Raw genomic sequence first — 13,024 nt, 5'->3', positions numbered from 1 at the left:
GTGTACACTTATGTGTCTCCCTATTTCATTATTTATAAAACTAACAAGTGCTAGACATATATATTAAGGAATTTTAAAACGTACAGCCATTTCCTTATTCCAACGAAAGAAACCCTATACAATAGATATGTTAAAAATACCTGTTCCATAATCCACCAAAAGGGCTCATCGCAACAATATCTTCTATTTGTCATGTGCCTTACATTTAAGGAGTGATGAATCTATTAAATTATTATACGAAAGTAATATTCCAGAAACTTATAATGATTTTTTACAGATTATTCAACATCAGCGTTATATTTTAAACACTACTAGTGAATAGGTACAAATAAGAATCGGAGTTGCAATTGGATTACATAAAGATTACTTTATCACTCGGGTGCAGGACAAAAAATAGTATTTGGAAAACATCAACTATTTATCAACTTACACATCGTTAACTAGATGTTATTCGAGTTTTTGATATTAAATTCCCGTTCGAATCATACTGCATTTGTATAATGTCTCCATTAGTCAGAGTGATTTCAGTTAATTGACCGTTAATATCATATGAATATTCTATTAATTTAAAATTAAATTTAATCAATAATGGAATACCGAATTGATATAACCCTAAATCACCCTTTAGATTGTTCCCCCATCCCTTTACAGTACTATCTTCCATTACTGCAAACGCATATGTTGATCCTGCAACTATATGGTTTACGTTTTTTAGACCTGCAATTGTCAAAGGTGTCGTTTGTTTCAGACTTGAGGTTCCGTTACCCAGTTGACCATATTCATTATATCCCCAAGATTTTACAGTGCCATCTTCCATTAAGGCCAGCGAGTAGTTCTCTCCCCCCTCTAGTTGTTTTACATTGCTTAGTCCTAATATAGTCAATGGTACAGTACCCGTTCCTGATGTGCCCAGTTGGCCAAGTGTATTATTTCCCCACGCTTTTGCCGTTCCATCTTCTAATATGGCCATTGAGTGAGAAAACCCTACTGATAGTCTCTTTACATTTGTCAAACCATTTATTAACAAAGGTTTATTCTGACTCATTGTGGTTCCATGGCCCAATTGACCAAAAGAATTAAGTCCCCACGATTTCACGGTTCCATCTTCCATTAAGGCTAGCGTGTGTGCAATTCCTGCAACCAATTGTATAACGTTACTAAGACCTGGTACCAGTAAAGGGGTATCCTGACTTGTTAAAGTTCCATTACCCAATTCACCATTACTGTTACTTCCCCATGACTTTACCGTCCCATCTTCCATTAAAACTAGCGAGTGAAAGCCTCCTGCAGCAATTTGCTTGACATTGGTCAAACCTGCTATCGTCAAAGGTGTAGTTTGACCCATACCCCACGACTTTACCGTACCGTCTGCCATTAAAGCTAAAGTGTGATAGGCTCCTAATGCAATTTGCTTAACATTGGTTAAATTAGATATCGTCATGGGTATAGTCTGATTCATATGGGTTCCGCTACCTAATTGACCATATGAATTGTCACCCCATGACTTTACTGTACCGTCCTTCATCAATGCAAGTGTATGAAATCCTCCTCTAACTATCTGCTTCACATTGATTAGACTAGGTATCATTACAGGAGTAGTCCCAATATTTATCGTTCCATTTCCTAATTGCCCAGCGTTATTATTCCCCCATGACTTCACTGAGCCATCCTTCATTAAGGCGATCGTATGATTTAATCCTGCAGCAACTTGCTTGACGTTCGTCAAACTCGGTACAGTCATAGGTATTTGTGAGTATTCCACAGTCCCATTCCCTAATTGACCATTGTCATTTTCCCCCCATGACTTTACCGTTCCATCATTCATCAAGGCAATTGTATAATATCCTCCTCCAACTAGTTGCTTCACATTGCTCAGACCAGGCACTGAAACAGGTGTCCATTGACCTGTTCTGTTTCCGATACCCAATTGACCAAATGAATTATCTCCCCAAGCTTTTATAATACCGTCTTCCATTAACACTAGCGTGTGAGCAGCCCCTGCAACTAGCTGCTTCACATTACTTAGACCAAGCACTGAAACAGGCGTCGTTTGTTTTGTATTGGTCCCAATACCTAATTCACCATTTGTATTAAATCCCCAAGCTTTAATGGTGCCATCTTCCATCAATGCCAACGTATGTGCGCCTCCTGCAACTAGCTGCTTCACATTGCTTAGACCAGACACTGAAAGAGGCGTGATTAGAGTTATTTTATTTCCGACACCCAATTGACCAGATGAATTATCTCCCCAAGCTTTTATGGTGCCATCTTCCATTAAAGCCAAAGAATGCGTGTTTCCTGCAACAATTTGTTTCACGTTGCGCAGACCACGCACTGAAACAGGCGTCAATTGATTTGTTTTTGTTCCGTTACCCAATTGACCACTTGCATTATATCCCCAGGCTTTTATTGTGCCATCTTTCATTAAGGCTAGCGCATAATTCGCGCCTGCTACCAACTGTTTAACATCTGTAAGCCCTGGTACAGCTGTGGGAGTAGGATTATTCTTCAAGGTTCCATTTCCTAATTGACCGTAATAATTGTTTCCCCAAGCATAAACCTTACCTTGCTTTAATGCGTATGAACTAGAAGATAGGGCATTACTTATTAACATGTCACTAAAATCATATGACGCAGCTATACTTGGTCTTGTAAATTGAATTGATGTAAATACTTGCAAAAAAACAACTAAAATCAATACATGGGTAATTAGTCTCGTTCTTTTTCTTTCCAACATGACACCATCCCTAATATTTTTACAGCAATCACTCTGCTAAATAAGGTTATATTAAAATAATGTAAAAAAATAGAGGGTTATTTTGTTATATTTTGTCGATTTTTGTAGGATTAAACTGAAAATTTATAATATATACCTTTGGTTAAATTTAAAGTAAACATTAATCATCGAACCCACTAGCGTTGCATAAATGACTTCGGAATTTTATGCAGCGCTAGTGTAGGTCATAATTGGAAACTATCTTACCTCAAATAAAATCTCTGTATTACTTTAAAAAAACCTCTCCGCAGCACCCTGCAGAGAGGTTCCCTCTAATAAAATATCTTCTCATCCCGCTTATCCTTAAGTATTTCCACMGCTTCCCGGAACCGCAAAGAGTGTATAATCTCGCGCTCCCGCAAATACTTCAAGCTATCCTGCAGATCCACATCATCCGTTAGATCAATCAACCACTGATACGTCGCCCTAGCCTTCTCCTCCGCCGCTATGTCCTCATACAGATCCGCGATCGGATCGCCTTTCGCTTGAATATAGGTAGCCGTAAACGGTACGCCTCCCGCGTTCTCATAAAACAAAGCACTGTCGTGGGCCACATAATGAGCACCTAGACCAGCAGCCTTTAACTGCTCAGGCGTTGCATCTTTTGTCAATTTATATATCATTGTAGCAATCATTTCCAAGTGTGCAAATTCCTCAGTGCCTATATCTGTTAGCAATCCAATGACTTTATCCGGAATCGTGTACCTCTGGTTTAAATACCGAAGCGCTGCTGCAAGCTCACCGTCAGCACCGCCATATTGCTCCATTAGAAACTTAGCCATCATTGGATCGCATTTATTTACGCGAACGGGATATTGCAGTTTTTTCTCATAAACCCACATGTACGGTGCCTCCTCTAGTTTTCCTACTAGCCCTATCCACTATTTATACCTGCCACGGCCATGGTGTATCATTCCATGACCAAGGGTTGGTGGAGAAGCTTTGGCCAAAATGCTTTAAAGGCCCGTACTTCGATTCATACTGCTGTACAATAGGCAATCTTAGCTGTGCGAACTGATTGTATTGATGTATGGCATTGGAATCTGTAGGATGAGTATCCAAATATAAATTCAGCTCCACGAGTACAAAATCTACCGCCTGCAAATCATGCAGCAGCTTGTAATACTCTTCATCAAGTATGATCGCCACCGTCAATCACCTTCTTCCTGTCTGTCGTTTTTCGGATCATATGGGCTATACAACATAGGCCAGAGTGTACCATATCTCAATGCTTCATGAGGTGAAAACTGAGGTAAATTGGGCGGTTGAAAGGTAATAAATAATTGAGGCGGCATGCTGAAGCTTTTTACTTTTATAGGCGGGCAGGGATCTAAAGGGCTAATAAACGGCTTATAATAACGCACCTGATTATTCACGCAGATGTCTCCTCTCGGTATGCTCTTCAAAAAAGTATATGTATAAGGGCTTGGTCATCATGACTAACCATTCATTGAATGACGCTGTACCGGTACAGTCTTTGCATTTCAACATTGTTCTCTAGATCTTTCTCGTTTAGGATGTGATAAAGGCAATTAAATAAAGAAGCTCAAAACCATGTTTGAGCCATAGAGGTGAATCGTTATGGAACCGTTGACGAAAGAAGAAATAAAAGCTTATTTAAGCAGGCTTGGCATCTCAGAAATTCAGGAGCCAACCAAGGCATTTCTATTTGAGCTTCATAGAGCCCATGTAAGAGTTTTTTCTTGGCAAACCATTGATGTTTTTGCAGGTAAGCCCGCAGGGATTCACATCAAACAATCCGTCCCGCTCCTTATCCATGGCAGAAGCGGATATTGTTTTCATTTAAATGGCGCATTTAGCCATCTTCTGCGTTCATTAGGCTACAAGGTTTCATTCCACCGGGCTGGCGTACAGCCACTAGGTGCCGAGCCTCGTATAAACTCGTTTCACCTTGGACTAACCGCTCACTTGTTGAACGAAAACAACGAAGAAGAGAAATGGATTATTGATGTTGGATTAGGCGATATGCCTTTTGAGCCGCTGCCTCTTCTTGCTGGAACGTATAACCAAAACCCTTTTATTTATAAAGTAACAGAATCTCTTGTTGTTCCAAATGGATGGCGCTTAGAGCATGATCCATCTGCGTCATTTGTTGGCGTGGATTATGATTCTACCGTTTTGGCGGATATGACAGAGTTTGAGCCCAAGCATGAGCATTACAGCCGCTCCGCAGAATCTCCATGGATCAATATATTTTTAATTCGAAATAGACATGCTGGCGGAAGCAATGAAATAAGGGGCTGCATTTGGAATGAACGAGGAACTGACGGTGTGAGGCAGACAGAATTAGTGAGTCAATCCCAGTGGCTCGAGGTGTTGGGTGAGGTTTTTGAAGAAAAACTCGTCAACTACAGCCGTCAAGAGCGGGATGAACTATGGAAAAGAATACAGCTTGCTCATGAACAATGGAAAATAGCAAAAGCCTCATCATCATAACAAAAAAGGCTTTTACTATCTCCTTATATGTGTCCTAATCAAATAAACCTCAGAGAATTCTGAGGTTCATTTGACTATAAGTGGTATAAGAACTCCAACCGCTAAGCTTCCGCCGTACTGAATCTTTTGGCATTTCTTGCGCGGGCACGCTCGATTTCGACCTCTCGATCACGCGGCTCAGCTTGGGTAACTAGCGTGTCGAGCAATTTCTGAGCAGCCGCAGCCACCTCTTGGATCGCAACATTGAATGCTTCTTCATTGGCTTTCGATGGCGACTGATATCCCGATAGCTTTCGAACAAACTGGAGCGAAGCGGCAGCTACTTCCTCTTCTGTTGCCGGTGGATCGAAGTTAAATAACGTTTTAATATTTCGGCACATCACGCTCTTCCTTTCAACATTTTATTTTGCCTGACATCTCTAGTTGCAAGCAAATACAAGCCTTTTAACTTCGATAATAGCTCTTCTATATAAACTTTTCAAGCGATAACAACTACCAAGCATTTGTCATAACTATCGGTTTTATCTCCCCGTCAGCAATAATCATTTTATCTATACAGAGCATACGATTACCCGCTTCAGGGTCACCAATAATACGGCGATGATAAACAATGAGCCATTCATCACTCTCAGGCAAATGAAGGAACCCATGATGTCCTGGCCCTTCCGCAATTGGCTCTTGTCGCTCAAGCACGATGCCCTTATTTTCGAATGGACCCAAAGGATTCTCACTCACGCCATACGCAACGCAATAAGAACCGTTCACCCAGTCTCCTTGCGACCACATGAGGTAATACAGTCCATCGTTCTTTATCATACAAGGTCCTTCAACATAACCATCAGGCGTAATGGAGAGAAAGGTTTCTCCATTTTCAAGTGGAATGAACCCCGTCATGTCATCATTCATTTTCGCTACATTGCAATGACGCCAGCCGCCATAATATAAATAGATCGTACCATCATCATCCTTGAACAAATGAGCATCAATCGGCTGAGCGGAATGAATGAATCGATCAATGAGCGGTTTTCCCAGATATCCTCTGAATGGTCCTTCAGGACGGTCAGATACGGCTATCTCCAAACCGCCGATTTCATCGTTGCTTTGGATATCGTTTGTTGCAAAAACCAAATAATATTTTCCTCGTTTCCGGATAATCGTAGGTGCCCAAACCGCTCTCCACATCCATGGAAAGTCTAACATTTCAATAATGCTCTCATGCTTCTCCCAATGGATCAGATCGCTTGAGCTGAACGCATCCAAATTCAATTGCTTCGTATATTCCGTAATGGACCTGGTCGCATAAATCCAATGCTTGCCTTCATACGTTCTCGCTTCAGGATCAGCATACCAGCCTGGGACTATCGGATTATTAATACCTTTCATCGAAAAACAGCTCCTTGTTCGTGTTGTAGTACCGATATTGTAAAATATTGCAGACCCTATGTCTCTATCATAAATTCAACTTTCCTATCCACTTTTATGACATAAATCATTTTCATCATTTTAATAGCCGATTAGCTAAAAAGAAAAAAAGGGTCGTCCCAGCAGTAGTAAAACTACTAACGGAACAACCCTTTCCTATTCTTATAAAAACGTTGCTTTGTTTATGGCGCAACAACACGCAGAACGGAAATCTCATACTTCGATTCACCGACTGTGACAATGCTTTTCTCCGGTATATCAACCTGCTTACCGAGGTTAACTACAACCCGGTTCGTATAGTCTGCTTCATTTATTGCAGTATTGCTCGGTTGCTCCATCTGAGAATCGGTAGCTGTCGGCAGTGAATCAGTTTCAGCCGGCGTTGGCGTCGGCGCTGGCTTATCGGATTCTTTGGCAATCGAATCCGTTGTTTCCGACGTCTGTGACGAGCTTTCAACTTGATTCCCTTCCGTGCTGCTATTCCCTGTATCCGCTTTGCAATCAGATGCAACTTCAAGTGTGGCGTACGCAACCGCTTCTGCACCCGGCGTTTCTACCGTCAATGAGCTAGGCTTAAACAGTCCGCAGGCTGCTGCTTCCTTAAATGCGAAGACGAGGGTGGTGGCAGCCTTCTTCCCCTCTGTTGCAGCATTTTGCTCCACGTATACGATTGTATCCGGCTGGGTAATGCTCGGTTCAGGAGTGGTCTCAGGCAATACAGCACCACCAGGCTTCACATCATCCTTGCCGCCGAAGGCAAACATGATGCCGGCTACGATTAGTACAATACCTATAACCGATAACGATGTTATAAACGTCGATTTACGATTCCTGCGAAAAAATTTAGTCAGCGGTGAGGATAGCTCGCGCTCCGCTTGTTTATACACACCTTTAAGAATAGGACCTGCTTTGTCAAAATGCTGCTTCCAATTGGCTCGTTTCTTAAATGCATCCCGGTCATGTTTTGTGAAATAGCTGACTACTGCAGTTACATAGGCAGGGACAAAACCTCTCGAGCGCATGAAACTAGGATGTTTTTCTGCCCATCGGAAGAACAGGTATACCGTATCTTTTTGAGCCGCATTTTGCTGCAAATAGTTAAGGAGCGCGGCATAATCCACTGATTCCATATCCGAGCTGCGAAGAAACAATAGCACGAGACGCGGAAACTCAGCTAACTCCAGCTGATTGGCAAGCAATCGGCGACCAACGAGCTGCACCCGGTCAATCTCTGCTGGGGATAGATTTTCGAATAAATCTACCGTTGGCTCCGGGAATGCGAAGCATTCGTAAAGCGCCTGCAGCTCAAGCGCTGCTGATTTCTGCCTCGGATCGTTCAGCTGTCCATTCCATTTTTTCAGCTGCTCCTTTGATTTGAGAAACTCACCCAGCATGAGCTGATCCTTCGTCAATCTTTCCATATCAAGTTCAATTAACATTGCTCGATAAGCCGCAAGCTCGAGCTCCGTACAAAACTCTACCGCATCATGAGATGGCAGCTGTTTTCGCACGCCAAACTTGCCTTCACTTGCTAAGCTGCGCAATTGCTCAAGCGCTTTGCTCGTCGCTGGCAGCGAGTGGCGCTCCCGTTTCAGCTTCTCGATGAGCTGCTGGCGGACCAGCACAAAAAAGTCTTCATCACCGTACAGCTTAGGATGAGCATTGCCCCACTGCTCAATGAGCTGCAGAACACTTTTGGCTCCAGCAGCTGCTTTAAGCTTTTGCCCGAGGAATGGAATAAATAAGTTTGCACTTAGCTTCGCATCTACTAAGACTCTTGTGAAAAAAGCTATGCTAAAGGCAGGGTTGCTTTCAACTGCCGCATAGAAGGAAGCCGCTGCGTCTTGCTCACTCTGCTTTCTTGCATTTAGCAATGCTAAAATGAAAAAGGAAACCAGCTTATTTTCGATATGTTTGCCTTCAATTTGATAGTATTGTGTAAACACATCTACAATGAAGGTTTCCGGCACTACTCCTTGCCTAGCACGGTCAAACTCAAAATCAAATCGAGACAGAAATAAATCATTCAAGCGCACCTTGGCATCCAATGCGCCGGATGGCTGCAAATAATCCATCAAGCTCCGCATTACCGCGCTTTTATGCGATTCATATAACTTTTCGTTGCCTTCCTCGATTTGGTAAACGACGCATAGCTCATGATAACTGGCTGCTGCGAGTTCGCGCTCCTCCCCCATATCTGCCAGCATCAGCTCAGCGAATTGAAAGAAGCTATCCGTACGGTCAGGACGATCCAAGTTATCCCATGCAAAATCCAAAAAAGGCTGATCTATACCGTCCAGATCAACATTCATCATTCGGTCGTTGCCGAAATCAAACGTAAAATCCTTCTCGATGCTGCGATCCCCATGGCGGAGGCTTCCTTGCTCTACGAACGTAAGATGAACCGATTTGCGGCTTACCGGCTCTTTCGCATAGGTGATGAAACCAAGCTGTTTGCGGAAGGCGTAGGGTAAACTCGCATATAGCACACCAAGCAGCTGTTTTGCCTTGTCCGGCAGCTGTTTGATTGGTACATCAAGTGAAACATAGATCTTTTTCTTACCCCCGACTGCTGCCATTACCGCATAGAGCAGCTGTTTAAACGATTTTTCTGAAATGTTCAGCAAAGAAAGGATGGAACGTGCAGACGGCTTAATCGCTGCAACACTTTGAATCGGAAGCTCTAGCAGCTCTGCTATTTCCGTACCGCTGTCAATATTATATTGATCTGCGAAAGCGGCTTGCAGCCAGTTCATATAATCACTTGCAGGCTTGCTGCTATGACCGCTTGGAATAATAAAGTTATGCGTAAAAAACGCGCTGCGCAGACCCGTGAAGTCGGCTGCCTGATAAACGCTTCTGCCAAGCAGCACATCGCCATTATCCAAATGAAGCAAGTGCATCGTCTCTGGATACGCGGAACCGTCCTTCTCACCGCGGGTAGCCAGCTCAGTCGGGGCATCATAAACACAAAACGGATGAAGCACTTTTTTGACAAATGATGCTTCCAAACCGCTTGATTTGGCGATCGTGTCATAACCTTCCGTGGATCTGAAAATGCCGCGTCTTTCCCGTGCATACATCTGCTGCTGAATCATCCTGCTGGGCGTAGAATCGCGCACTATTCTCTTCTCCCCTCAATGAAGTTCAGCTTATAAAGCAGCCAAATGAAGGGCTCGTCTACCCGAATGGGACTGACGACGGTTTGCAGCTTCTGATCGACGGGATTGCTGCCGAGTGCGGAAACCGCATAATAAGCCGTATCCTTAAAATAAACATCCATCGTACCTTTAAAGGGACGATCAACCTTCTCGATGAAACGGCGGATTTCACCATCAATATTTTCAAACTCGGTCAGGTTAAAATAATTGCGATGCACCATGTTGTTGAAAATATTGCTGTTCGATTTAATATATTCACCATCTTCATCCTTTAGCGAATGAAGCATATCGCTCTTCGTTAAAACGACGGCAGTCGGAATATCCGTTTTGTTGTTTTCCTGATAAGCAATAAAGTCGCCAAACATCGTCAGAACAACGTCGCGCGGCTCGTCGTATTGGGAAACCCAAACACCTGGCTTATCGCCCAGATTCATTCTAATTTTCTCGCGAATGGAGCGAATTTGCAGCGGATCTACCATCAGCAAAATGCCTGCTGAATTTTTGATATGCTGACCATGCAAACCAAGATAATCCTGCTCTACCATACCCTCGCCAGCGACATCAAAAAATACGAGTGTGAGCGGTGGCTTCGATTCATCTTTAAAAACAAATTGAAAAATAAAAGGCTCCTGCATCTTTTCCTTTTGGGTAGACGCAAGCAGATCGCCGCGCTCAAACAGCGGCTCCTCGTAATAGGTTCGGAATTTCCGGCTAATTTCAGCGTTAAGCGGCATGCAGGCTGCATTAAAATGGTCCGCTGTCGTGTTCTGCAGCGTATGTATCAACGCGGTCATATACACCGACTTGCCTACTTGTGAAGCGCCAATGATTGAAATAATATTGCTCGGCACCTTGCCTGCCGTTACTGGAATTTCGTTGTGGCATTTTGGACAAAGTCTTCTGCGTGTCAGCTCGCCATAGCGGTCATTAATTCCAATCAATACATGGTCTGAGTAAATCCGATGCTCTTCAGGCACGTCGTTTGGATAGAGCRCCGCTTCCATATCGTGTACAGAATCAAGGCCAAAACGCTCACGATACTTATTCAGCTCATCATCTTCTCCAAGCGCATAATCCTCATCATCCTCACGGGAATGCGAAGCGCGGAACACAACCTCATCCGGTGTAAATTTACTAAAACAATAAGGGCAAACAATATCATAAAACAAAGGCCTTTGCTTTGCTTCCGGCTTTTTCTTGAAAAGATCGAAAATACCCATGCGATCTTCCTCCTTTATACTGAAATCAATTCGTACATCTGTCCAGACGTTCGGCCATCCGTGAAAAACAATCGTATAAAATCCTGTTTGCCAACCTCAATGGCAGGCAAAACGGTTTTTCCAGCTGCGAAAGGCGCAACGAACGGATACAGCATGCCGTCTTCTTTATTCGCAGGGTAGCTGCCCTGCTTTTTCACATAACAAAGTACGTCTTTCCCAATCGGTACCTCTGTTGAAACTTGAATTTGAATCGTTTTGAACTTTCTGAACAAACCGCTCTTATTTGTAATCGAATAATGAATTTTAGCTCGGCCAGCACTTATTTCAATGCTGTTCTCGTGATTAGGCTGAAGGATGAGCTGAGGACCGCCGCTCCCTTCCAGTGCGGCATATACCGTAAAGACAAAACGTCCGATGCCCTCTAATCGGCTATGATAGCCATTATTCGCTTTGTATTCTGCCTTCGTGTACAACTTGACAGTTCCTATATCCACGGGGCTTTCCGCCGCCTGCTCAGCCGGCGTTTTCCCAATGTAGACCGCTTCTATACCGCCCGGCCAAATCCAGCGCAGCGTGCAGCGGTCCTCCTCGAGCACGCGAGTTAAACCGCTGATGATCGGAGAACCATCCTCTGCATCGATAAACCGCATTTTATATCCGCCTCCCGCATCGTTTAAAATCCATGACTGCGGCTGTCCTTCGTCCGTTCGCCTAACGCCTTAGTGGACTGATCTCTATTGCTGTTTTTTCTGCCGCCATCATAACGGTTTGTACTGTTATTATCCCTTATCGGAACAACAAGTGTGAAAATGCTAATAATGGCTGCCAGGACAAGAACAGCGAATAGACGTGATAAACCGTCAGAGAGCATATCCCCGGACAAGCCGGAGTCCAAAATGAAGCCAGCCAGCAAACCGCCTACAATACCGCCCGCCCCAAAGCTTAATGCCAAAAACCGGTTGTCGAAAAACAATCCAAGCGACATCCCTAAAGCTGCACCGATAATGGCTAATGATAAAATACGAAGCAGTGTATACAGCGTACTGTCCGCAAGCGATCCCGTTCTTTCGGTTAAGAGCGTCCGATTATCGATTGTATTGTAAATATTTTGGAATACGAGCGCCAGTCCGTTCGCTTCCGACACATCATAATAGCTACCATTGGTGGAATCGGCTATTTGCTGCAGCAAGGCAGAGCCTTTGGAATCTGCAACGCTAAGGCCTACCGTATTAATAACAATTTGCTGCTCTTGGAATTGTGCAATTTGCTTATTGATATCGGATTCGCTGAAACCGTCTGACAACAGAATAACCATTGTCCCGCGCCCAGCCTTTTCCTTATCCTTAATCGTCTTCATTGCTTCGCCAAGCGCTAGACTAAAATTTGTACCGCCGTCCGTCGGCTCAAGTGAGTCGATTGCGGCATTTACTTTATCTTTCTCTTCCTGTGTGCTTACTTTAACAAAGGGCTGAATCAATTGTGCTGTATTGTGAAATGCAACCACCGCCACACGCTTATCGCTTTCCATGTTTTGAATCAATTGCTTCGCAGCCGAATAACGCTCGTTATCAGGATCGGTCTCCAGCATGCTTCCTGAATTATCGATGACTAGCACAATATCCTTTACCTGCTTCGCACCGCCAAAATGTGCGCCGTAAATAAATTGCAGCAATCCGCCGACTGCAAACAGCAGAACTAGCGTCGCCGGTACGAGCAGCTGCCACGATAATCCGGTATAACGCTGACGCCACGAAGTTCCGTTCAAACGAGGCGATATCATTTCAGCAATCAGGCAGGCCAGTCCAATGCATAAAGCAAGAACGCCAAAGTATAGCCCAACGACGGCAAAGCGCGGCCAGATTTCCGACAGCGCCCCCAGTATGATTTCCCCGATGACGAATCCTACTGCACCTCCTATCAAGCTGAACAGTAAGAGAAGCCCATTTATTTTTCGTTGCATAATAACAGCACCCTTTCTACTTGCTAGT

The 13,024-nt window shown here is 43.8% G+C and carries 11 protein-coding genes; 1 reads left to right on the top strand and 10 read right to left on the bottom strand.

The annotated features are described in order from the left end of the window. Positions 1-436 precede the first annotated feature (436 nt). The 4 genes from AB4Z17_RS12740 to AB4Z17_RS12725 all read right to left on the bottom strand — a co-directional run bounded on the left by AB4Z17_RS12740 (position 437) and on the right by AB4Z17_RS12725 (position 4,152). Positions 437-2,737 (bottom strand): RCC1 domain-containing protein, encoded by a 2,301-nt coding sequence (locus AB4Z17_RS12740; protein WP_441960070.1) that lies wholly within the window; start codon positions 2,735-2,737, stop codon positions 437-439. A gap of 311 nt (positions 2,738-3,048) precedes the next feature. Beyond that, on the bottom strand, positions 3,049-3,618 hold the full coding sequence (locus AB4Z17_RS12735) for a manganese catalase family protein (RefSeq protein WP_441960068.1): 570 nt from the start codon (positions 3,616-3,618) through the stop codon (positions 3,049-3,051). 43 nt (positions 3,619-3,661) lie between these two features. After that, on the bottom strand, positions 3,662-3,925 hold the full coding sequence (locus AB4Z17_RS12730; RefSeq protein WP_144376813.1) for a spore coat protein CotJB: 264 nt from the start codon (positions 3,923-3,925) through the stop codon (positions 3,662-3,664). 2 nt (positions 3,926-3,927) lie between these two features. Continuing rightward, positions 3,928-4,152, bottom strand: a complete 225-nt coding sequence (locus tag AB4Z17_RS12725; protein ID WP_441960066.1) for a spore coat associated protein CotJA — start codon at positions 4,150-4,152, stop codon at positions 3,928-3,930. A 205-nt stretch (positions 4,153-4,357) separates the two neighbouring features. Between AB4Z17_RS12725 and AB4Z17_RS12720 the strand changes: the two genes are divergently transcribed. Next, the gene (locus AB4Z17_RS12720; protein ID WP_441960065.1) at positions 4,358-5,233 is read left to right on the top strand and encodes an arylamine N-acetyltransferase family protein; all 876 of its coding nucleotides are present in this window, start codon (positions 4,358-4,360) and stop codon (positions 5,231-5,233) included. Positions 5,234-5,334: 101 nt separating this feature from the next. Here AB4Z17_RS12720 and AB4Z17_RS12715 read toward each other — a convergent pair whose 3' ends face one another. The 6 genes from AB4Z17_RS12715 to AB4Z17_RS12690 form a co-directional block, all read right to left on the bottom strand. After that, entirely contained in the window at positions 5,335-5,613 is a 279-nt protein-coding gene (locus AB4Z17_RS12715; protein WP_441911532.1) for a DUF2277 domain-containing protein, read from the bottom strand. 112 nt (positions 5,614-5,725) lie between these two features. Next, entirely contained in the window at positions 5,726-6,616 is an 891-nt protein-coding gene (locus AB4Z17_RS12710) for a glycoside hydrolase family 43 protein (RefSeq protein ID WP_441960063.1), read from the bottom strand. 221 nt (positions 6,617-6,837) lie between these two features. Continuing rightward, entirely contained in the window at positions 6,838-9,777 is a 2,940-nt protein-coding gene (locus AB4Z17_RS12705) for a GAP1-N2 domain-containing protein (protein ID WP_441960061.1), read from the bottom strand. After that, entirely contained in the window at positions 9,777-11,036 is a 1,260-nt protein-coding gene (locus AB4Z17_RS12700; protein ID WP_441960059.1) for a TRAFAC clade GTPase domain-containing protein, read from the bottom strand. The genes AB4Z17_RS12705 and AB4Z17_RS12700 overlap by 1 nt, the downstream gene beginning before the upstream one ends. Before the next feature lie 14 nt (positions 11,037-11,050). Then, the gene (locus AB4Z17_RS12695; protein WP_076269552.1) at positions 11,051-11,686 is read right to left on the bottom strand and encodes a beta-mannanase; all 636 of its coding nucleotides are present in this window, start codon (positions 11,684-11,686) and stop codon (positions 11,051-11,053) included. A gap of 23 nt (positions 11,687-11,709) precedes the next feature. After that, positions 11,710-12,996 carry a VWA domain-containing protein gene (locus AB4Z17_RS12690; protein WP_339208231.1) on the bottom strand — a complete coding sequence of 429 codons (1,287 nt, stop codon included), beginning with the start codon at positions 12,994-12,996 and terminating at the stop codon, positions 11,710-11,712. Between the last annotated feature and the right edge of the window lie 28 nt (positions 12,997-13,024).

The organism is Paenibacillus sp. TAF43_2 (assembly GCF_052113545.1).
GTDB lineage: Bacteria > Bacillota > Bacilli > Paenibacillales > Paenibacillaceae > Pristimantibacillus.
Note: the sequence above shows the minus strand (reverse complement) of the source record. Positions and strands in the feature narration are given on the sequence as shown.